This is a genomic window from Cellulomonas sp., from assembly GCF_017744555.1.
GTDB lineage: Bacteria > Actinomycetota > Actinomycetes > Actinomycetales > Cellulomonadaceae > Cellulomonas.
In genome coordinates this window covers 28,727-48,806 of record NZ_JAGIBD010000025.1, presented here as the reverse complement: position 1 = coordinate 48,806, position 20,080 = coordinate 28,727, and the positions used below count along the sequence as shown (strand labels likewise).

General features: G+C 72.7%; 24 protein-coding genes. 13 read left to right on the top strand and 11 right to left on the bottom strand.

Annotated elements, in window-relative coordinates; all coding sequences use genetic code 11:
- On the top strand, window positions 1-421 hold a 421-nt coding region (locus J7523_RS15240; RefSeq protein WP_291888385.1), incomplete at its 5' end, for a nitroreductase/quinone reductase family protein.
- A gap of 93 nt (window positions 422-514) precedes the next feature.
- Window positions 515-832, top strand: a complete 318-nt coding sequence (locus J7523_RS15235) for an isoamylase early set domain-containing protein (protein WP_291888383.1) — start codon at window positions 515-517, stop codon at window positions 830-832.
- Window positions 833-840: 8 nt separating this feature from the next.
- On the opposite strand, the gene J7523_RS15230 is transcribed toward J7523_RS15235, so the two are convergent.
- Window positions 841-1,302 carry a hypothetical protein gene (locus J7523_RS15230; protein WP_291888381.1) on the bottom strand — a complete coding sequence of 154 codons (462 nt, stop codon included), beginning with the start codon at window positions 1,300-1,302 and terminating at the stop codon, window positions 841-843.
- Between the two features lie 143 nt (window positions 1,303-1,445).
- Here J7523_RS15230 and J7523_RS15225 point away from each other — a divergent pair, with 143 nt between their 5' ends.
- Window positions 1,446-2,078: a glyoxalase gene (locus J7523_RS15225; RefSeq protein ID WP_291888377.1), complete on the top strand. Its 633-nt coding sequence runs from the start codon at window positions 1,446-1,448 to the stop codon at window positions 2,076-2,078.
- Between the two features lie 45 nt (window positions 2,079-2,123).
- Here the strand turns inward: J7523_RS15225 and J7523_RS15220 are convergent, their stop codons facing one another.
- Genes J7523_RS15220 through J7523_RS15210 form a run of 3 tightly spaced genes read right to left on the bottom strand, consistent with a single transcriptional unit; the run spans window position 2,124 to window position 4,807 of the window.
- Window positions 2,124-3,002, bottom strand: a complete 879-nt coding sequence (locus tag J7523_RS15220) for an RNA polymerase sigma-70 factor (protein WP_291888374.1) — start codon at window positions 3,000-3,002, stop codon at window positions 2,124-2,126.
- Window positions 3,003-3,012: 10 nt separating this feature from the next.
- Window positions 3,013-3,606, bottom strand: coding sequence for a carboxymuconolactone decarboxylase family protein (locus J7523_RS15215; RefSeq protein WP_291888372.1), 594 nt, complete (start codon window positions 3,604-3,606; stop codon window positions 3,013-3,015).
- A 58-nt stretch (window positions 3,607-3,664) separates the two neighbouring features.
- Window positions 3,665-4,807, bottom strand: coding sequence for a low temperature requirement protein A (locus J7523_RS15210; protein ID WP_291888369.1), 1,143 nt, complete (start codon window positions 4,805-4,807; stop codon window positions 3,665-3,667).
- A gap of 115 nt (window positions 4,808-4,922) precedes the next feature.
- On the opposite strand from J7523_RS15210, the gene J7523_RS15205 reads away from it, so the two are divergent.
- The 3 genes from J7523_RS15205 (at window position 4,923) to J7523_RS15195 (ending at window position 9,294) form a co-directional block, all read left to right on the top strand.
- Window positions 4,923-5,306 (top strand): HNH endonuclease signature motif containing protein, encoded by a 384-nt coding sequence (locus tag J7523_RS15205; RefSeq protein WP_291888366.1) that lies wholly within the window; start codon window positions 4,923-4,925, stop codon window positions 5,304-5,306.
- Window positions 5,307-5,772: 466 nt separating this feature from the next.
- Window positions 5,773-9,141: a glycosyl hydrolase gene (locus tag J7523_RS15200; RefSeq protein ID WP_291888363.1), complete on the top strand. Its 3,369-nt coding sequence runs from the start codon at window positions 5,773-5,775 to the stop codon at window positions 9,139-9,141.
- Window positions 9,142-9,168: 27 nt separating this feature from the next.
- Window positions 9,169-9,294: a hypothetical protein gene (locus tag J7523_RS15195; protein ID WP_291888361.1), complete on the top strand. Its 126-nt coding sequence runs from the start codon at window positions 9,169-9,171 to the stop codon at window positions 9,292-9,294.
- A 28-nt stretch (window positions 9,295-9,322) separates the two neighbouring features.
- Here J7523_RS15195 and J7523_RS15190 read toward each other — a convergent pair whose 3' ends face one another.
- Together J7523_RS15190 and J7523_RS15185 are read right to left on the bottom strand one after the other, a co-directional pair.
- Entirely contained in the window at window positions 9,323-9,466 is a 144-nt protein-coding gene (locus J7523_RS15190) for a hypothetical protein (protein ID WP_291888359.1), read from the bottom strand.
- 20 nt (window positions 9,467-9,486) lie between these two features.
- Window positions 9,487-10,464: a LacI family DNA-binding transcriptional regulator gene (locus J7523_RS15185; protein WP_291888390.1), complete on the bottom strand. Its 978-nt coding sequence runs from the start codon at window positions 10,462-10,464 to the stop codon at window positions 9,487-9,489.
- Between the two features lie 133 nt (window positions 10,465-10,597).
- Here J7523_RS15185 and J7523_RS15180 point away from each other — a divergent pair, with 133 nt between their 5' ends.
- From J7523_RS15180 to J7523_RS15165, 4 genes are all read left to right on the top strand, one after another.
- On the top strand, window positions 10,598-11,008 hold the full coding sequence (locus tag J7523_RS15180; RefSeq protein ID WP_291888357.1) for a nitroreductase/quinone reductase family protein: 411 nt from the start codon (window positions 10,598-10,600) through the stop codon (window positions 11,006-11,008).
- A 181-nt stretch (window positions 11,009-11,189) separates the two neighbouring features.
- Window positions 11,190-11,945 (top strand): class I SAM-dependent methyltransferase, encoded by a 756-nt coding sequence (locus J7523_RS15175; RefSeq protein WP_291888355.1) that lies wholly within the window; start codon window positions 11,190-11,192, stop codon window positions 11,943-11,945.
- Between the two features lie 233 nt (window positions 11,946-12,178).
- Window positions 12,179-12,484 carry a hypothetical protein gene (locus J7523_RS15170; protein ID WP_291888352.1) on the top strand — a complete coding sequence of 102 codons (306 nt, stop codon included), beginning with the start codon at window positions 12,179-12,181 and terminating at the stop codon, window positions 12,482-12,484.
- 77 nt (window positions 12,485-12,561) lie between these two features.
- Entirely contained in the window at window positions 12,562-15,072 is a 2,511-nt protein-coding gene (locus tag J7523_RS15165) for a PQQ-dependent sugar dehydrogenase (protein ID WP_291888349.1), read from the top strand.
- Here J7523_RS15165 and J7523_RS15160 read toward each other — a convergent pair.
- Genes J7523_RS15160 through J7523_RS15145 form a run of 4 tightly spaced genes read right to left on the bottom strand, consistent with a single transcriptional unit; the run spans window position 15,069 to window position 17,116 of the window.
- On the bottom strand, window positions 15,069-15,398 hold the full coding sequence (locus J7523_RS15160; RefSeq protein ID WP_291888341.1) for a DUF1801 domain-containing protein: 330 nt from the start codon (window positions 15,396-15,398) through the stop codon (window positions 15,069-15,071). The two genes, J7523_RS15165 and J7523_RS15160, sit on opposite strands and share 4 nt — an antisense overlap.
- A gap of 11 nt (window positions 15,399-15,409) precedes the next feature.
- Window positions 15,410-16,147, bottom strand: a complete 738-nt coding sequence (locus tag J7523_RS15155; protein WP_291888340.1) for an SRPBCC domain-containing protein — start codon at window positions 16,145-16,147, stop codon at window positions 15,410-15,412.
- Between the two features lie 2 nt (window positions 16,148-16,149).
- On the bottom strand, window positions 16,150-16,761 hold the full coding sequence (locus J7523_RS15150; RefSeq protein ID WP_291888339.1) for a helix-turn-helix domain-containing protein: 612 nt from the start codon (window positions 16,759-16,761) through the stop codon (window positions 16,150-16,152).
- 1 nt (window position 16,762) lies between these two features.
- On the bottom strand, window positions 16,763-17,116 hold the full coding sequence (locus J7523_RS15145) for a dihydrofolate reductase family protein (protein ID WP_291888330.1): 354 nt from the start codon (window positions 17,114-17,116) through the stop codon (window positions 16,763-16,765).
- A gap of 186 nt (window positions 17,117-17,302) precedes the next feature.
- Between J7523_RS15145 and J7523_RS15140 the strand changes: the two genes are divergently transcribed.
- From J7523_RS15140 to J7523_RS15130, 3 genes are all read left to right on the top strand, one after another.
- On the top strand, window positions 17,303-18,064 hold the full coding sequence (locus J7523_RS15140; RefSeq protein ID WP_291888327.1) for a DUF899 family protein: 762 nt from the start codon (window positions 17,303-17,305) through the stop codon (window positions 18,062-18,064).
- A gap of 121 nt (window positions 18,065-18,185) precedes the next feature.
- Window positions 18,186-18,380 (top strand): hypothetical protein, encoded by a 195-nt coding sequence (locus J7523_RS15135; protein ID WP_291888326.1) that lies wholly within the window; start codon window positions 18,186-18,188, stop codon window positions 18,378-18,380.
- A gap of 56 nt (window positions 18,381-18,436) precedes the next feature.
- Window positions 18,437-19,408, top strand: coding sequence for a squalene cyclase (locus tag J7523_RS15130; RefSeq protein ID WP_291888323.1), 972 nt, complete (start codon window positions 18,437-18,439; stop codon window positions 19,406-19,408).
- A gap of 66 nt (window positions 19,409-19,474) precedes the next feature.
- Here J7523_RS15130 and J7523_RS15125 read toward each other — a convergent pair whose 3' ends face one another.
- Entirely contained in the window at window positions 19,475-20,050 is a 576-nt protein-coding gene (locus J7523_RS15125) for a TetR/AcrR family transcriptional regulator (protein ID WP_291888320.1), read from the bottom strand.
- Between the last annotated feature and the right edge of the window lie 30 nt (window positions 20,051-20,080).

Here is a 20,080-nt window from a genome sequence, read left to right as displayed (position 1 = left end):
CGTCCGCACCGCGTGGGTCGTGCACCGCGCGATCTACCGGCTGAGCCGCGGACGGCTGGGCCTGCGCCCGCCGAGGCCCGACAAGTGGGGGATGCTCGTCCTGCGGACCGTCGGACGGAAGACCGGGCAGGAGCGCGCCGCGATCGTCGCGTACTTCGAGGACGGTCCGAACCTCGTGACGCTCGCGATGAACGGGTGGGCCGCCCCCGAGCCCGCGTGGTGGCTCAACCTGCAGGCGCAGCCCGACGCCACCGTCGAGCTCGAGGGCCGCACCGCCGCCGTGCGCGGGCGGGCGGCCGTCGGCGACGAGCGGGCGCGGCTGTGGGCCCGGTGGGAGCAGCTCGGGACGGACGTCGACGGCTTCTCCGTCCGACGACCGACCGAGACTGCCGTCGTCGTCCTGGAACCTCGGCGCACCTGAGACCCGGACGACACCCGCCGGTCACCTGCGACGGCGACGCGTCACCTCCCGATCACCGGACGGATGCACTCCCCGAAACATGAGCACGCGACGATGCCCGGGTACGCGCCGTTCGACCGAGGGAGTGACCCGCCTGTGCTCAAGAAGTCCCGCTCCGCCGCCACCTGCACCTTGACGTTCGCCCTCCCGACGGCCGCGCTCGACGGGAACGTGAGCGTCGTCGGCACGTTCAACGACTGGACGCCGGGCGCGCACCTGCTGCGTCGCCGCTCGAACGGGACGGCGAGCACGTCGGTCAAGGTCCCGGTGGGGACGACGGTGAAGTTCCGCTACCTCGGCGAGAACGGTCGCTGGTTCGACGACGCCGACGCCGACGAGATCACCGTCGACGGCTCCGTCGTGCTCGTCTGAAGCCCGGCTCAGGAGCAGTAGTCGCAGATTCCCGTCGCCGGGAGCGTCATCGAGCACGTCGGGCACATGGCCACAGCGCGCTCGGGGGCGGCGGCCCGCGTCGTCGTGCGGGTGCTCGGGCGGGCGGCTGCGGCCGTCTTCCGGGCGGCGGGGGCGCGACGCGCGGGGGCGACGACGGCGGGCCGGGCGGACGGGGGCTCGGTCACGTCGAACCCGCGCTTGCGCAGGATCGCGGTGGCACCGGCGAGGCCGTCGCTGAGCTCGTGGGCCGGCGCGAGGCGGCCGGTCGCGTACCGGTGGGCGACGCCGAGCACGGCGGCCGGGTCGTACGTGCGCCCGTCGTGCAGGAGCGTGTAGCCGACCGACGGGTCGTAGCCGTAGACCCCGAGGAAGTCGTCGCGGCCGCGGGAGTCGTACTCCGCGATCGCCTGGAGGATGTGCTGACGAGTCACCGCAGAGAACGTGGCCACCCGACGAGCCTACGCCGCGACCTCGACCGTCCTGCCCGCATCGCGGACCTCGCCGTCCTCCGGACCGTGGCGACCGCAGCGCGCCGTCAAGCGGTCAGGAATCGAGAAGCACCGGCCGAGGGCGCCTCCGTAGCGTCGTCGGCATGGCAACCATCGACTCCCTGATCCTGGACGTGGCCGACGAGTCGGCCGCCGAGCACTTCTACTCGTCCGCCTTCGGCCTCGGCGCGCGGCTGCGCGTGCGGGCCTCGGACGCACCGACGACCGGCTTCCGCGGGTTCACGCTGTCGCTGACCGTCTCCCAGCCCGCCGACGTCAGCGGGCTCGTGGACGCCGCCGTCGCCGCGGGCGCCACGGTGATCAAGCCCGTCGCGAAGTCCTTCTGGGGGACCGGCGGCGTGGTCCAGGCGCCCGACGGCACGATCTGGAAGGTCGCGACCTCGGCGAAGAAGGACACCGGCCCGGCGACGCTCGCGGTCGACGACCTCGTGCTGCTGCTCGGTGTCGACGACGTCGCGGTGACCAAGAAGTTCTACGTCGAGCGCGGGCTGTCCGTCGCGAAGAGCTTCGGCCGCAAGTACGTCGAGTTCGCCACGCCGGGCAGTGCCGTGAAGCTCGCGCTGTACGGGCGTCGGGCGCTGGCGAAGGACGCGGGCGTCTCGCCCGAGGGGACCGGGTCGCACCGCATCGCGATCGTCGGCGACGGCGGCGCGTTCGCCGACCCGGACGGGTTCGTGTGGGAGCCGTCGGACGCGGTGCGCCCGGCCACCCGGTAGCCGGCTCGGGGGCGGGTGAGCCGAGACCAGCCCGCCCCCGCAGCGTCACCGGCTGAGCACCGTCTCCTCGTCCAGCCGGCCCATCTTGTGCGGGTTGCGGATCGCGTAGATGCGCGAGATCCGGCCGTCCTCGATGACCAGGCTCATCGCGGTGTTGAGCTCGCCCGCCAGGTCGACGCGCGCGGCGGGCCCGCCGTTGAGCCACATCGGTGTCGTCGAGAAGTCGGTGAACGACTCGGCGAGCACGCTGAGGAACGTCGCGACCCGCTCGGCACCGGTGATCGGCCGGAGGGCGGCCTTGACGATCCCGCCACCGTCGGCGACCACGACCACGTCGGGCGCGAGCACCTGCAGGAGCCCGTCGAGGTCGCCGACCCGGACGGCCGCGAGGAACTTCTCGACCACCTGCGTCTGCTCGGCACGGCTGACCTGGTGGCGTGGGCGGCGGGCGTCGACGTGCTCGCGGGACCGGTGCGCGATCTGCCGGACGGCGGCGGGCGTGCGACCGACGGCCGCGGCGATCTCGTCGTACGGGGTGTCGAACACCTCCCGCAGCACGAACACCGCCCGCTCGGTGGGGCCGAGCGTCTCGAGGACGGTGAGCATCGCGAATGAGACGCTCTCCGCGAGCTCGGCGTCCTCCGCCACGTCGGGGCTGACGAGCAGCGGCTCGGGCAGCCACTCGCCGACGTAGTCCTCCCGGCGGCGCGCGAGCGTGCGGAGCCGGTTGAGGGCCTGCCGGGTCGTGATGCGCACGAGGTACGCACGCGGGTCACGGACGTCCGACCGGGCGGACGGGTCGAGGTCCGCCCACCGCAGCCACGTCTCCTGGACCACGTCCTCGGCGTCGGCGGCGGAGCCGAGCATCTCGTACGCGACCGTGAAGAGCAGGCTGCGGTGGGTGACGAACGGGTCGTCGGTCATGGCGGCGACGCTACGCGGGGGAGACCGCGGACGCGGGCCGGGCGGCCAGCGGTGGCAGGTCGCATGCTGCCGCGAACCCCTCGGACTCGATCCCGAGCGCGGAGTTGGTGCGCGAGTACAGGTTCGCGAGCGCGATCCACGTCGTGAGCTCGACGAGCCCCGGCGCCCCGAGCTGGTCGAGCAGCCGGGCGGAGAGCTCGTCGGTCACGGTCGGCGGGGTCTGCGACATCGCCTCGGCGTACTCGAGCACGTCGCGCTCCAGCGGCGTGAACACGTCGGAGGTCCGCCACCGCGGCACCTCGCGGGCCTTGGAGAGGTCGAGCCCCTCGTTGGCGGCGGCGAAGTAGCCGAAGTCGAGGCACCACGAGCAGCCGATCAGCGACGCGACCGCCATGTGCGCGTACGACTTGAGGTCCTCGTCGACGGCGTCCCACTTCCGCGACCGCTGCCCCAGCGACATCTGGAACTTGAGGATCGCCGGGTTGTTCCACGCGACCCCGAGCGACTCGGGCACCTTGCCGAACATGCGCTTGCTGAACCACTTCACGACGGCCCCGTACATGCCGGTGATCTCGACCACGGGGACCCGGGTGGTGCTGGTCATCGTCTCCTCCTCAGTAGGTGTCGGCATGAAGACACCGGCCGGGGCGGATCTGTGACACCTACTCCGGACGAGGCCGGTCGACGGCGATCGTCGCGACCACCACGAGCCCGAGCGCCGCGAGCACGACGACGGACGGGACGAGCGACGCCAGCGCTCCGACCAGCAGCGCCGCCGCCGCGCCACCGGCCCGGAACCACCACGCGCCGAGCCCGAGGTAGCGGCGGTAGTCGGCGTCCCCGACGAGGAACAAGGCGACGCCCGCCGCGATGAGCCAGCCGGTCGCGACCGTCGGCGGGTGCAGGGCGTCCTCGACCGCGAGGTGCAGGCCGGCGCCGAGCAGGACCAGGCCGAACAGCATGAGCAGGTGGTCGACGAAGAACGCCCGCAGCGCCGCGGCGGTCCGTCGGCGGGGTTCGACCGCGCCGAACGCGAGCGTCGCGCGCTCGTCGTCCCCGGAGAAGTAGCACCACCACAGGGCCGCGATGACACCGACGACGAGCACCGCGCCCAGCACCGACCCCGCGCCGAGGTCGTGCGCGCCGACACCTGCGCCGACGGACACGACGGACTCGCCGAGCGCGATCACGACGAGCAGCCCGTGCCGCTCGACGAAGTGCTCCGCGACCAGGTCGAACGGCGAACGCATCGCGATGCCCGCGGCGACCGCGATGAGCACGAGCGGCGCGAGCAGCAGCACCGTGTGCGCGGGCCCCTCGACCAGCCCGGCCACGCCGATCAGCGCACCGATGCCGACGTTGATCGGCATGACGCGCAGCATCACGCGCGCGCTCGTCACGCCGCCGAGCGCGATGAAGAGGCCGCCGTGCACGAGCGCGATCACCGCGTACGCGGCGCCGAACAGCACGCTCGCGCCCTCGAGCGCGTCGGGGATCGCGAGCGACAGCACCAGGAACGCGGCCATCGCCGCGATGAACAGAAGCCTGACCGCGCGGGTGTCGGGCGTCGCCTGATTGGTCAGCCAGGCGAACGCGTCGTACATCCACCAGACGACCACGAGCAGCAGCCCCGCCCGCGCGACCGACTCCCAGCCGGGATCGTGCGAGACGACCGTGGCGAGCTGGGCGATCGTGACCACGAAGACGAGGTCGAACAGCAGCTCGACGGTCGTCACCCGCGTGGCCCGGCGACCGGCCGCCGCGACCTCCGACGTGCTCCCTGCGGCGTCCCCCCTGATGCGCATGGCGCGATCGTAGGTGCGGCGAACCGGCAGGTCACGGGGTTCTGCCCTCGGCTGACGCCGGGCCCGTCCGCGCGCCCGCCAGGCGCGCGCCGACCGTGGTCGTACGCTCGCCGGCATGCCGGCACAGACCCGCAAGGCGCGGTACGCCAAGCGCCGCAAGCGGCGGATGGACGCCGTCGAGCACGACCTCCGTCCGGAGCAGTGGGCCGCGCTCGTCGAGGCCTGGGGCGGATGCGCGTACTGCGGGGCGACGGGTGTCCCGCTGCAGCGCGACTGCGTGCTGCCGATCTCCCGGGGCGGCCGTTACACGCTCGACAACATCGCCCCCGCGTGCCGCTCGTGCAACGCGAGCAAGTGCAACGACGAGGTCACCGGGTGGCTGCGGCGCAAGCGGCTCGACGAGCGGGCGTTCCTCGCTCGGCACGTCGAGATCCAGCGCGAGCTGCGGCTCCGGTTCGTCGAGGTCGCACCCCGGACGTCGGCTGACGAGTCGCACTGAGGCGACCTCGGTGAGCCGCGACGCCTGAGGGCGCGGGGGTCACCCGATCGTGTGGATCTGCCGCGCTCGGCAGCGCGGGATGCCGCATGCAGCGCGTCGTCGCTGGCCAGAGCCTTGACTTCCCAGGGCGTCGACCGCCACCCTGGTCCCCGCAGCCCCGTTGACACGAGTCAACGGTGCGGGCGCCTCAGCGCTGAGGTGCTCGGACCCCCGGAGCTGCCGGTTCAAGGGCGGCCGCCACGGCGCCTGTGCCCCACCGATCGCGATGCCCGGACGCACCCCGTCGGCTCCACACGACGGCGAGCGTCCGGGCGGGCGGTCGTCGCTCCCGCCCGGTGCCACGCCCCACGTGACAGCTCCGGGACCTCCGGTGCGCACGCCACCCGTGGCTGGCGCACCGTCGCCCCTTCGTGCCCGGACGTGTACGACGCCCCGGCGCACGCGTCAGAGATCGGAGATGACCGGAATGTCAGCTCGAGCAGAGCTCTCAGGTTCAGGGGCGACGACGCCCCGACCCACCCTGGACCGCCGCGCCGTCGTGGCGATGGTGGTGATCGGCGCCGTCGTGGCGTACCTGGTGCAGGCGATCGCCCTGCCCGTCGCCCGGGCGGCCGCGGTGTCCGTCGGCTCGGGCAGCTACGCCGAGGGGACGCCGTCCGGCGGGGGAGTGCCCACCGAGTGCAACAACACCCCGGTCACGAACCCCCGCGCGCACGTGACGTCCAACTTCCCGTCGGGTGCGATCCCGACGAACGACTGGTGGACGTCGCTGCTGTGGCGCAAGTTCGACTGCGCGTCGATCTCCGAGAACCTCATGGCGCACCCGCTCTCGTTCCACGCGTACACGAACGGTCTCGGCGTCAGCTACGCGACGACCCCGTCGATCTCTGGCACCTCGACCGGGGTGAGCGAGTACCACTACAACTACGCCGAGGACTTCCGGCTCGGCATCGCGGGCCTGACGTCCGACGGCAAGGTCGACGGCTACTCCGACTGGACCGTGAGCGAGCTCTGGTCGAGCGGCAGCAACAGCCTGCGCACCACGTTCGGCCACGGCCTGCCGTTCGTCTACGCGACGAAGACCGGCGGCAACGCGACCCTGACGGGCGTGGCCGCACCGACCGTCTGGAGCAACAGCAACGCCGCGATCGGCTTCACGATCAACGGCCACGACTACGCAGCCTTCGCCCCGACCGGTTCCACGTGGAACATCTCTGGGTCGACGATCAGCTCGTCGCTCAACGGCGGCACGTTCTTCTCCGTCGCGGTGCTCCCGACGACGACCGGCACGAGCACGGCCGACAAGATCACCGCGCTCAACGCGTACGCGCCCTACGCGCACAACCACGTGACCGGCACCAAGGTCTCGTGGTCGTACGACGAGGCCACCGCGAAGATGACCGCGACGTACGCGTTCACGACCACGGCCCGTCAGGGCTCCGGCACGGGCACCGTCTACGCCCTGTACCCGCACCAGCGGGACGCCCTGTCGGGCGTGAACCCCAGCGGGTACTCGTACGTCTCGCCGCGCGGCCCCATGAAGGTCGTCATCGGCAGCTCGCAGTTCCAGACGGTCACGCCGTTCAACGGTGTCCTCCCGCAGCTCGCCAACACGGGCTTCGCGGCCGGCTCGGCGGACGCCACGCAGCTCAACAACTACGTCAACCAGGTCGCCGGCAGCGACCCGTTCGCGGGCTTCGCCGAGGACACGTACTGGACGGGCAAGGCGTTCGGCCGGATCGCGCAGGTCGCGCAGATCGCGAACGCGACCGGCAACACGTCGGCCCGTGACACGCTCGTCAGTGCGATGAGGACGCGCCTGACGGACTGGATGACCGCCTCGCCCGGCGAGACGCAGCGGTCGTTCTGGTACAACTCCGCGTGGGGCACGCTCATCGGCTACCCGACGTCGTACGGCTCCGACACCGACCTCAACGACCACCACTTCCACTACGGCTACTACGTGGTGGGCGCGGCGACGGTCGCCGAGTTCGACCCGTCGTGGGCCGCCGACTCCGCGTACGGCGGCATGGTCAACACCGTCATCAAGGACGCGGCGAACTGGGACCGTACCGACACCCGCTTCCCGTTCCTGCGTGACTTCGACATCTACGCGGGCCACGACTGGGCCGCCGGCCACGGCGCGTTCGGCGCGGGCAACAACCAGGAGTCGTCGTCCGAGGGCATGAACTTCGCCAGCGGGCTCATCCAGTGGGGTCAGGCCACCGGCAACAAGACGGTCCGCGACCTCGGCATCTACCTCTACACGACGCAGGCGTCGGCCATCCAGAACTACTGGTTCGACACCGACGACGAGGCGTTCCCCGCCGCGTTCGGCCACTCCACGGTCGGCATGGTGTGGGGCGACGGCGGCTCGTACTCGACGTGGTTCAGCGCCGAGCCCGAGATGATCCAGGGCATCAACCTGCTGCCCAGCACGGCCGGCCACCTGTACCTGGGCTACAACCCGTCGTACATCACGCGGAACCTCAACGAGCTGACCACCAACAACGGCGGCCCGGCGACGGTGTGGAAGGACATCCTCTGGGAGTTCCAGGCGCTGGCCGACGCCCCGACGGCGCTGAGCCAGTTCCGCTCGCAGGCCGACTCGTACACGGTCGAGGAGGGCGAGTCGAGGGCGCACACGTTCTACTGGCTCAAGAGCCTGTCCGGCCTCGGCACCGTCGACCGGTCCGTCACGGCCAACACCCCGCTGCACGCGGTGTTCGTGAAGGACGGCGTCCGCACGTACCAGGCGGCGAACATGAGCGGGTCGGCCATCACGGTGACCTTCTCGAACGGCGTCACGCTCAACGTCCCGGCCCGGTCGGTGGCGAGCTCGAACGTGTCGGCCCCGGTCGACACCACGGCCCCGTCGACCCCGTCGGGTCTCGCGGCGTCCGGCACGACGTCGTCGTCCACGACCCTGTCGTGGTCGGCGTCGACCGACAACGTGGGCGTCAGCGGGTACGAGGTGCTGCGCAACGGGTCGGTGGTCGGCACGACGTCCGGCACGTCGTACACGGCGTCCGGCCTGTCGGCCTCGACCGCGTACACGTTCGCGGTGCGGGCGTACGACGCGGCGGGCAACCGGTCCGCGACGTCGTCGTCGGTGAACGTCACGACCTCGGGCAGCGGCGGTGACACGACGGCCCCGTCGACTCCGGGCGGCCTGACGGCGTCCGGCACGACGACGTCCGCGACGACCCTGTCGTGGTCGGCGTCGACGGACAACGTGGGCGTCACCGGGTACGAGGTGCTGCGCAACGGCACGGTCGTCGGCACGGCGACCGGGACCACGTACACGGCGTCGGGCCTCTCGCCGGCGACGGCGTACACGTTCGCGGTGCGGGCCTACGACGCGGCCGGCAACCGGTCCGCCACCTCGTCGTCCGTGAACGTCACGACCGCGAGCGCGACGACCGGTGTCGACGCGACGTCCCGCATCCAGGCCGAGTCCTACAACGCCGCCACGGGCGTCGCGAAGGAGGCGACGTCCGACGTCGACGGCGGCGAGAACATCGCCTGGATCAGCAACGGCGACTACGTCCGCTACGACAACGTGAGCTTCGGCAGCACGGCCCGGACGCAGTTCAGCGCCCGGGTCGCGTCCGGGGCGGCCGGCGGTGTCAGCGGCCTGGTCGTCGTGCGGCTCGACAGCCTCACCGCGCAGCCCGTCGGCTCGTTCGCGATCGGCAACACCGGCGGCTGGCAGTCGTGGCGGACCGTCCCGACGAACATCACCGGGGTCACCGGCAACCACACGGTGTACCTGACGTTCGAGTCGGGCCAGCCGGCCGACTTCGTGAACCTCAACTGGCTCACGTTCAGCTGATCCACCACCCGAGGCGCCCCGCCGGTCATGACCGACGGGGCGCCTCTGCTGGACGACGCGGACGTCGCCGACGCCCTCGCGGCCGCCTCGGTCACGGGCGGCGCCGTGATGGACCTCGCGGTCGTCGTGCAGCCTGACGGCCGTCGGGTCTAGGCGTACTCGCGGTCGACGGCGACCGTGCCTAGCGCTGCCACGGGTCGGAGACGTAGTCGTCGTCGGCGATCACGCCAGCGATGTCCGCCTTGATGCTCTCGTCGTCATCCGAGTCCGAGCCGGGCAGGGCGTTCAGGGCATCACCGGCGACCCATGGCTTCGGGCTGTGCATACGGTCCCCCCGTCCCCGGGTCACGTCGAGTCGCGCTCGATCACGTGGAACACGTCGTCGGGCCGCTGCGGCGGCTCCACGTCGTCGTCGAGCGCGGCGAGCACGGACGCCACGAGGTACGACGCCTGGGCGTCGATGGCCTGCCACACGGTGGTGAGCGCGGGGGCGGCAAGACGGGCGGTCGGGATGTCGTCGACCCCGATGACCGCGACGTCCTCGGGCACGCGCAGCCCCTCGGCCCGCAGGCCGGACAGGACGGCGAGCGCGACCTCGTCGTTGTACGCAGCGACCGCCGTCACGGGCGACGAGCCGGAGCGCCACGTCCGGACGGCCGCGACGGCGGACGCGACGTCGAGATCGACGGGCGCGACGACGGGCTCCGGCAGCCCGCGCCGCGAGCACTCGGCGACGACACCGCGCAGGCGCCGGTCGGCGAACGCGGCGAGCCGGTCGTCGGCGGGTGCCGCGTACGCGATGACGCGGTGGCCGCGCGCGGCGAGGTGCTCGACCTGCAGCCCGCCGATGTTCGCCTGCGGGACGACGAAGATCTCGGGGTGCGGGTCCTCGTCCAGCGCGGAGCCGACCACCTGGATCCCGGCGCGGCGCATCGCCTGCGCGTCGGACTCGGTGAACGCCCCGAGCCCCAGGACGGCGCACGGCGTGACGGCCCGCCACAGCTCGGCGAGCGGGCGGTTCGAGCGGCCGTTGTAGACGAGCATCGACAGGCCGTGGTCGGCGAGCTCGGTGGTCAGGTGGTCGATGAGGGCGTCGATCACGGGGCCGACGGTCCAGTTCGGCAGCACGCACAGGACGAGGTCGGAGCGTCCGGACCGCAGGGTCCGCGCGGCGGCCGACGGGGTGTACCCGAGCCGCTCGGCGGTGCTGAGGACGCGCAGGCGCGTCGCCTCCGTGATGGTGACGCCGTGCTTCGCGTTCAGCACGTAGCTCACGGTCGTCCGCGACACGCCGCTCTCCCGAGCGACGTCCGCGCTGGTCACCCGTGCCACAGCTCCTCCTCGACGCCCGCAGCTGGACTGGCGCCCACCCTAGTGTCGCGGCTCCCGTGCCCGTGAGCACCGTCGCGGGTGGACTGCACGTGCGCCACGCGTCCGGCGCACACACACTGACGGGATGTCCGACTGGAACCAGCAGATCATCGACGAGTTCCGCGCGAACGGCGGCACCGTCACGACCATGGGCTTCGGCAGGGGTCTCGTCCTGCTCCACCACCGTGGCGCCCGAACGGGGGAGGCGCGCGTCAGTCCGGTCGCGGCGATCCCCGACGGCGACGGCGCGTGGTTCGTGGCGGCGTCGAAGGGCGGCGCGCCGACCAACCCCGGCTGGTACCACAACCTGCTCGCGCACCCCGACGTGGAGATCGAGCACCCGGACGAGGGTGTCGTCGAGGTGCACGCGACAGACCTGCAGGGCGCCGAGCGGGACGCGGCGTGGGAGAAGTTCAAGCAGCGTTCCGAAGGGTTCCGGTCGTACGAGCAGAAGACGACGCGCACGATCCCGGTGCTCCGCCTGACCCGCCGGTGAGGACCCGCCGGTCGTAGCCTGCGGATCGTGCGAGCGACCACGCCCGACGAGGAGGACGACCCGGCGCGCGGGCAGGCGCGCTCGGCAGCCTGCTCGACCTGAGCGAGGCGGAGGTGGAGCTGTAGCGGTCCGGCGCGAATCCCATGGACGGCCGGAGCGGACCGGTGCGACGGTCGACGCCGTGACTCAGCAGCAGATCTGGGGCGTCGACGCCGCCTCCCGCTACGACACCCCCGGCACCGGCATGTTCGCCCCCGAGGTGCTCGGCCCGACCGTCGACCGGCTCGCGGCGCTCGCGGACGGCGGCCCGGTGCTCGAGCTCGCCATCGGCACGGGACGCGTCGCCGTCCCGCTGGCCGAGCGCGGCGTGCCGGTGACGGGCATCGAGCTGTCGCAGCCGATGGTCGACGTGCTCCGCACGAAGGTCGACGACGCGACGATCCCCGTCGTCATGGGCGACATGGCGACCGTGCGCGCGCCCGGCTCGTTCTCGCTCGTGTACCTCGTGTACAACACGATCTCGAACCTGCTGACGCAGGCCGAGCAGGTCGAGTGCTTCCGCAACGCCGCCCGGCACCTGGAGCCCGGCGGACGGTTCCTCATCGAGCTGTGGGTGCCGCAGCTGCGCGTCCTCCCGCCCGGGGTGCGTGCGACGGTGTGGGCCGACGAGCCCGGGTACCTCGGCCTCGACACGTACGACGTGCTCGCGCAGCACGTCGTGTCCCACCACGTCCACTTCGGCGACGGGACGGACGCGCAGCTGTTCCGCAGCCCGCACCGGTACGTCTGGCCCGCGGAGCTCGACCTCATGGGGCAGCTCGCCGGGTTCGAGCTCGAGAGCAGGCACGCGGACTGGTCGGGTGCCGAGTTCACCGCCGAGTCCACGTCGCACGTGTCGGTGTACCGGCTGCGCCGACCGGTACGGTCCCTCGCATGACTCAGCTGCTGGGCGGCGCCGCGAGCCCGATCGGGTGGAGCGTGCCCTGGGCGACGGCCGCCGACAGCCGGTGGGAGTGTGCCCCCGGTCCGGGACGCGCTCGTCTGCCGGCGTCTGCGCCGACCGGCTGAAACGTCCCGCTTGACGTGCGGCCGCCCTGCCGCGCCGCTAGCGTCCGGCCGCAGCATCGGCGCGCCCGTGGGCGAGAGAGAGCGGAGGCAGACGTGGGCCCGGTGAAGTCCTTGTGGGCGATGGTGCAGGACGATCCCGTCTTCATGCGTCGGGTGAACGGCTGGCTGACGATCTTCTGGATCGCGATGATCCCCGTGTCGCTGGCGACCGGGTGGGTGAACAGCGTGCTGTACGTCTCCGCGCTCTCGTTGTGGGCGCTGGTCTCGGGCCACTGGTCGGCCTGGGAGGCGGCGCGGGTCGAGGTCAAGCAGGACGAGACCGCCGCCGCGATCGCCGCCGAGTCCGGCGAACCCGTGCCGGTCGCGGCGGGCGGCCACGGAGGTGTCTGCCCGGCCTGCGGTCGCTGACGAGCGACCCCGTTGCGTGTCCTCCCCTCCGGCGGGATGGTGGCGGTCTGACGCGTCGACGGCGACGGGGGACCCTGATGAACGCTGTGCGCTCGCTCGTGGCCGTGGTGACGGGGGGCCTGGTCGCCGCCGCGCTGGTCGTGGTCGGTCCGCCGCCCGCGACGGCCGCCGTCCCGGCGGGGTTCACCGAGTCGCTCGTCGCGACGATCCCGAACCCGTCCGCGATCGCGTTCACCGCCGACGGCCGCATGCTCGTCACGCAGCAGTCGGGAAGCCTGCGGGTCCGCACGGCCGCGGGCACCCTGCTGACGACGCCCGCGCTGAACCTGTCGAGCCGTCTCTGCACGAACTCGGAGCGCGGCCTGCTCGGCGTCGCGACCGACCCCGACCCGGCGACGCACGCGATCTACCTCTTCTACACGGCGCGCACGAGCACGTCGTGCCCGACGAGCCAGGGCGGCACCCCCGCGGGTGCGCCGGTCAACCGGGTGTCGCGCTTCGTGCTCGGCGACGACAACGTGGTCGACCCGGCGAGCGAGACGGTGCTGCTCGACGGCATCGCGTCCCCGGCGGGCAACCACAACGCGGGCGACGTGCACGTCGGCAAGGACGGGTACCTGTACGTCTCGACCGGTGACGGCGGCTGCGACTACCAGGGCGACAGCGGCTGCGGCGGCGACAACGACGCGTCGCGCGACCGCAACGTGCTCAACGGCAAGATCTTGCGCGTCGACCGCACCACCGGCGCACCCGCACCGGGCAACCCGTTCCTCGGCACCGACACGGCGAGCTGTCGGCTCGCTCCTGCGGCCGCGGGCACGGTGTGCCGGGAGACGTTCGCGTGGGGCCTGCGCAACCCGTTCCGGTTCGCGTTCGACCCGAACGCGAGCGGCACGGTGTTCCGCATCGACGACGTGGGCCAGAACATGTGGGAGGAGATCGACCAAGGCACGTCGGGCGCGGACTACGGCTGGCCCGTACGCGAGGGGCACTGCGCGCAGACGGGCTCGGCGACGGACTGCGGCGGCCCGCTCCCGGCCGGGATGACGAACCCGATCCACGACTACGGCAGGAGCACGGGCTGCGGGTCGATCACCGGCGGCGCGTTCGTCCCCGACGGCGTCTGGCCCGCGGCGTACGAGGACGGGTATCTGTTCTCCGACTACAACTGCGGCAAGCTCATGATGCTCAAGGGCGGGACGCGCACAGACGTCTCGACGGGACTCGGCGCGGCGGTGCACCTCGAGTTCGGGCCGTGGTCGGGCGGCCAGGCGCTGTACTACACGACGTACGCGAACGGCGGCGAGGTCCGCCGGCTCGCCTACACCGGCACGGCCAACCGCACCCCGACGGCGGCGCTGACCGTGTCCCCGACGAGCGGCGCGGCGCCGCTCACCACGACGCTCGACGGCCGCGGCAGCAGCGACCCGGACGGCGGCACGCTCACGTACCTGTGGCAGTTCGGCGACGGGACGGCCGACGCGACGACGACGAGCCCGACCGTCCAGCACACGTACGCGGCGGGCACGTGGACCGCGTCGCTGCGCGTGCGCGACCCGCAGGGGGCGACGTCGGCCGCGGTGACGGTGCGGATCAGCTCGGGCAACACCGCGCCGAGCGTGCAGATCACGTCCCCGGCCGCGGGGGCGACGTTCGTCGTCGGGCAGTCGTACACGCTCAGTGGGTCGGCGATGGACGCGCAGGACGGCACGGTGCCTGCGTCCCGCCTGTCGTGGACGGTCGTCCGCGTGCACGACCAGCACACCCACCCGTTCCTCGGGCCGGTGACGGGGACGTCGGTGTCGTTCGAGGCGCCCGGACCGGAGGACCTCGCCGCCGCCGCGAACAGCTACCTGCGGATCGCGCTGACGGCGACGGACTCGCAGGGCGCGACGACGACCGTCACGCGCGACTTCCTGCCGCGCAAGGTCGCCGTGACGCTCGCGACGTCGCCCGCCGGCCGCACGCTCACCGTCAACGGTCAGACGATCGCCGGCCCCACGGCCGTGACCTCGTGGGCGGGCTTCGACCTGCGGCTCGCGGTGCCGTCGCAGGTCGACGCGCAAGGTCGCACGTACGAGCTCGACCGGTGGTCGGACGGCTCGACGGCGGCGACCCGGACCTGGCCGACCCCCACCGCGACGACGACGCTGACCGCGACGCTCGGGCTGCGCGGCCTCAGCGCGGTCTACTACGACAACGCCGACCTCACGGGCACGACGGTCTCCCGCATCGACGCGAGCATCGCGTTCGACTGGGGACTCGCCGCGCCCGTGAGCGGCATCGGGGCGGACACGTTCTCCGTCCGCTGGAGCGGGTCGGTCGTGCCGCGGTACTCGCAGACGTACACGTTCGCGACGACGTCGGACGACGGCGTGCGGCTGTGGGTCGACGGACGCCTGGTGATCGACAAGTGGACGAAGCACGCCCGCCAGGTCGACACCGGGACCGTCGCTCTGACCGCCGGGCAGCCGGTGCCGATCGTCGTGGAGTACTTCGACGGCACCCGGCACGCGGTCGCCGAGCTCCGCTGGTCGAGCACCTCCCAGGCGTCGCAGATCGTCCCGACGACCCGCCTGCGGCCCTAGGCGAGCTGCGTCAGCCAGCCGTCGACCGCCGCCTCGTCGAGGTCGTCGGGACCGCCGATCTTCAGGCTCCACCGGGTGCCGTCGGCCGAGGCCGTGAGCGAGTCGGTCGACTCGGTGACGTCGGCGCCGTGCCACAGCAGCAGCGTGACCCAGCGGGGGAACGCCTTGAACCCGGCGACGGGGTCGCCTCCCCGCAGCCACACGGGGTGGCCGTGCCACATGCGGGCCTCGGTGCCGGGCAGGCCGGCGTCGAGGCGGGCGCGCAGCGCGGTGGCGACGGCCGCCTGGTCGGCGGGGAGGGCGGCGACGTACTCGTCGATGTCCATGGCGGTGCTCCTCAGGCCGCGACCGTGTCGAGCCAGCCCTGCCAGGCGGCGGTCGCGGCGGCCTCGTCGGACGTGCCGAACAGGTGGTGGCCGACGCACGGTGCGAAGAAGCCACGGAAGAACCGGTAGAGCGCGTCGTCGGACCGGACCCCGATCACGTCGTCGGCCACGTGGTCGACGACGCCCTCGACGGGCGCGAGCCCCGTCGGGGTGAGCGTGACGTGCTGCCCGACGACGAGGTCGCCGTCGAGCCCGAGGTCGGCGCGGGCCTTCGCCCAGCTCGCCTCGAGGTCGCCACCGGGCGCGGCGGACGGCGTGACGGCGATGCCGGGCCGTCCGGCGAAGTGCGTGAGGTACTCCTCGAGCGTGTGCAGGTACATCCGCCCGCCGCTCACCATGGCCTCGTACTCGTCCTCCCAGTCGTCGCCAGGCAGGTAGCCGCTCGACACGACGCGCAGCACGGTCGACCCGCCGGAGCGCGCCTCGAGCAGGAACTCCATCGCGAAGAACCGCCCCTCGTCGCCCTCCATCCCGCGGAACGCGAACCGCTTGCCGGGCTCGACGGCGACGATCTGCGACTCGCCGACCCACCCGCCCATCTCGGTGCGGACCAGGCCCGCGTCGACGTCGACCTCGGTCGCGCCCATGAACCAGGAGCTGAGCCCGGGTCCGGTGGCGATGGCGTCCCAGACGGCCTCGGGGGACAGGTCGAAGGTGAGCTCGTCGGGGTTCTCGAACTGGTGCGGCATGGTCACTCCTCGGGGATGGCCGCGCGGTCGGCGCGGGACGTGGTGCTGGGGTGGACGGCCACGACGAGCCGGAACGTGCGTCCCTGCGGGGCGTCGTCGTGGTGGTACTTGGACGCGAGGCCGAGCGCGGCCGCGCTGAGCTCCTCGACGAAGGCGGCGCGGTCGGCCGCTGAGGCGAACCGGACCTCGCCGTCGAGCGCGAACGTGGCGAGCGTGCGCTTCTCGCGCGCGGCACCGGTGATCAGCGCGCCGACGTCCTCGACGAGCCGGCCCGCGAGCGCGAGCAGCCACGCGGCCGAGAGCCGGTCGGGGTGCTGTCGGGGGTCGGGCCGCAGCGACGCCAGCGCGGCGGGCGAGATGAGGTAGGACGAGGCCGTCGCGCGCATCACGCGCTCGACCACGTTGCCGCGCCGGCGTTCCTCCGCGAGCTCGACGAGCCCGTGCTCCTCGAGCGTGCGCAGGTGGTAGTTGACCTTCTGCCGAGGCAGGCCCAGCCGCTGGCCGAGCGCCGCGGCGGACAGTGGCTCGACGAGCTCGTGCAGGAGCCGCGTGCGCAGGGGGTCGAGCGACGCCTCCGCGGCGGCGGCGTCCTCGATGACCGCGACGTCGCGCACGTCAGCCCTCCCGCCTCGGCCGGAACGTCCGCACCACGACGCCGTTCGGGTCGTCGCTCGGCTCACCGGCGAACACCCGGCTGTTCTGCCAGCCCGCGTGCTGCAGGGTCGTGCTGAAGACGACCTTCTCGACGCCGTTCATGATGTCCGCGAGCGGGCCTTCGCGGGTCGGCCACGTCGCAGCCTGGCCCTCGTAGTCGACCCGGCCCATCAGGATCGTGCCGAAGCCGGACAGGAGCGTCTCGGTGTCGGCCATGAGCTCGGGGCTGAAGTTCGGGAACATCCAGCCGAGGTCGTCGGTGGTCGCGACGAAGCCGTCGAGCGAGACGTTCATCCCCAGCGTGAGCGTGCGCATCGGCTCTCTCCTTGCTGTCCGTGGGGGCCCCGGGCGATCCCGAGGACGACGACGGGTCCAGCATCTCGCCGAACGATTCGTTTGTCCAGACCAAAAGATTCGTCGGCGCGCCGTGTCGACCGACGACGGGCTCGCTCGTCATGTCACCGACCGCCCGTCCTCCGTCGACCCTCGAAGGAGCCCGACATGACCACCCAGACGACCACCCAGCCGACCGCCTGGCGCCCCACGACCCCGCAGACGGCGACCCCGCCCGTCGTCGACCGCGAGACCTGGCTCCGCGACCGCGCCACCCTCCTGCTACGCGAGAAGGCCCACACGCGCGAGGGCGACGCCCTCGCCGCCGCCCGGCGCCGCCTCCCGATGGTCGAGGTGGACGGCACCGTCGCTCTCGTCGGCGAGCACGGGCCACGCACCGTGCTCGACATGTTCGACGGCCGCGACGAGCTCCTCGTCTGCAAGCACATGTGGCACACGGGGAAGGGGTTCGAGGGCCAGTGTCCCGGCTGCACGGCGACGGTCTGGAACTTCCAGGACGCCACCTACCTCGAGGCTCGCGGCGTCGCGTTCGCGATCTGGTGCGAGGGTCCGTACGACGAGTTCGCGCCTTACCGCGCGTTCATGGGCTACACCGTGCCCTGGTACTCGGTGCACGGCGTCGACTCGCCCGGCATCTCCGACGGCTGGATCACGACCTACCTGCGCGTCGGCGACCGGGTGTTCCAGACGTACGAGACCGACGGGCGCGGCTGCGAGGTGATGATGCCCGCGCTGCAGCTCCTCGACCTCACCGTGCACGGACGCGGCGAGCAGTGGGAGGACTCGCCCGAGGGCTGGCCGCAAGGTCCGACCCAGGAGTGGTTCCGCCGCGACGGACGCCCGGTCGCGCAGTGGACCCGCACGGGGGTGAGCCCGGTCGGCGACACCGCGCACGACCACTGCTGCTAGCGCGCCACGCGGCCGTGGTCCCCGCGACAAGCGCGACGCGCCCGGCGGCTCGCCGCGGAAGGGCACGATCGGGCACCGGGCGTCGACGGAAGATCGGCGAGGCGGCCCGTGTTCTTCCGACGTGACCAGCACGATGAGCGCCCCGGCCGTCGACCTGGACGACCCGCGCACCATGATCGAGTTCAGCGTCCTGCTCGCCAACGGCCGCCTGGCCGGGCGGAGGTTCGCGTCGCGCGAGGACGCCGAGCAGTGGGCGCGGCCCGACGAGGGCGACCAGGTCGTCGAGTACAACCTCGTGTGCGAGTGTGCCGTCTGACCTGCTGAGACCCGATACCGGTCGCCGCGTCGGTGGTCGTCGCTACCGTGGCACGCATGGTCGACCCCGCGCTGCTCGACTGGCTGCTCGACACCGACCCTGCCCTCCGCTGGCAGGTCGAGCGGGACCTCGCGGACGCGCCGCCGGAGGTGTGGACGGCGACCCGCGCCCGCGTCGCGACCGAGGGGTTCGGCGCGCGGCTCCTCGCGCTGCAGGACGACGACGGGCAGTGGGCCGGCGGTGCGTTCTTCCCGGCGGGGTTCGCCGGTCCCACGGACGACGACCCCGGCCAGCCGTGGACCGCGACGACGTGGTCGCTCAACGCCCTGCGGGAGTGGGGCGTCGATCCCGCGGTGCTCGCGGGCACCGTCGAGAAGCTCGCCGAGCACAGCCGCTGGGAGTACGACGGCTCGGCGTACTGGGGCGGCGAGGTCGACTGCTGCATCAACGGCTGGACGATCGCGAACGGTGCCTGGCTCGGGGCGGACGTCTCCGGGCTCGCGCGGTGGTTCGTCGAGCACCAGATGGACGAGGGCGGCTGGAACTGCGAGTGGGAGACCGGCTCGGTGCGGTCGTCGTTCCACTCGACGCTCAACGCTCTCAAGGGCGTGCTCGCGTACGAGGTCGCGACCGGAGGAGACGACGAGCTGCGGGCCGCCCGCGTCGCCGCACAGGAGTACCTGCTGTCCCGTCGGCTGCTGCACCGCGCGACGACCGGGGAGATCGTCGGGCCGTGGACCACGTGGTTCGCCTACCCGTTCCGGTCGACGTACACCGCGCTCAACGCGACCGACTGGTTCCGGGCCGCGGCGCTGCACGACGGGGTGGCCCCGGACCAGCGGATGGCCGAGGCGGTCGGAGTCGTGCGGGGTGCCCAGCAGGCCGACGGGCGGTGGTTGCAGGGGCGGCGCTACCCGGGACGCGTGTGGTTCGACGTCGACGTGCCGCCCGGTGAGCCGTCGCCGTGGCTCACATTCTTCGCCCTGCGGGTGCTCCGCTGGTGGGACGAGTCTCAGTCCACCGCGTGAGCCAGGATCCTCCACGGTGACGTCCGCGAACCACGAGGCGGAGCCGCCGCGGTCCGGCCCCGCAGGTCAGGGGCGGGCGTCGGGAGCCAGCAGGCCCCGGACCGCGCCCCGCACCGTCGCGACGTCGGCGCCGCCCTCGATGAGCGCACTCGCCTTGTGCACGACGGCGTTGACGAGCTCGGCCACGACGTCCGGCTCCGCGACGTCCGCGTCGCGGAGCGCGGCGACGAGCGGCTCCAGCAGCTCGCCGTGCATCTGCGCGACCCACGGGTCCGCGAACGCGCGCGGGCTGAACGACGCGAGCGCGCTGATGACGGCGTGCTCTCCCTCGGCCACGAGCTGGAGGTTCGCGTCGGCGTAGGCGGCGACGCGGGCGAGGGGGTCGTCGTGCTCCTCGACGGCCTCGGTGATCGCCTCGCGCCATCGGGGCAGCGCCTCGACCACGACGGCCCGGAACAGGTCCTCCCGGGACGGGAAGTAGTGGTAGATGCTCGGGCGTGCGAGCCCGGCCTTCGCGGCGATGTCCGCGAAGGTGGGCTCGACGTCCGGTGCGGCCGCGAGCAGCTCGCGGGTCGCGTCGAGGATCGCGCGGCGTTGTGCCTCGCGGTGCTCGGGAACCGAGCGCGCCGTGATGCGTGGCACGCGTCCTCCTGTCGTGTCGGACGGCCGCTG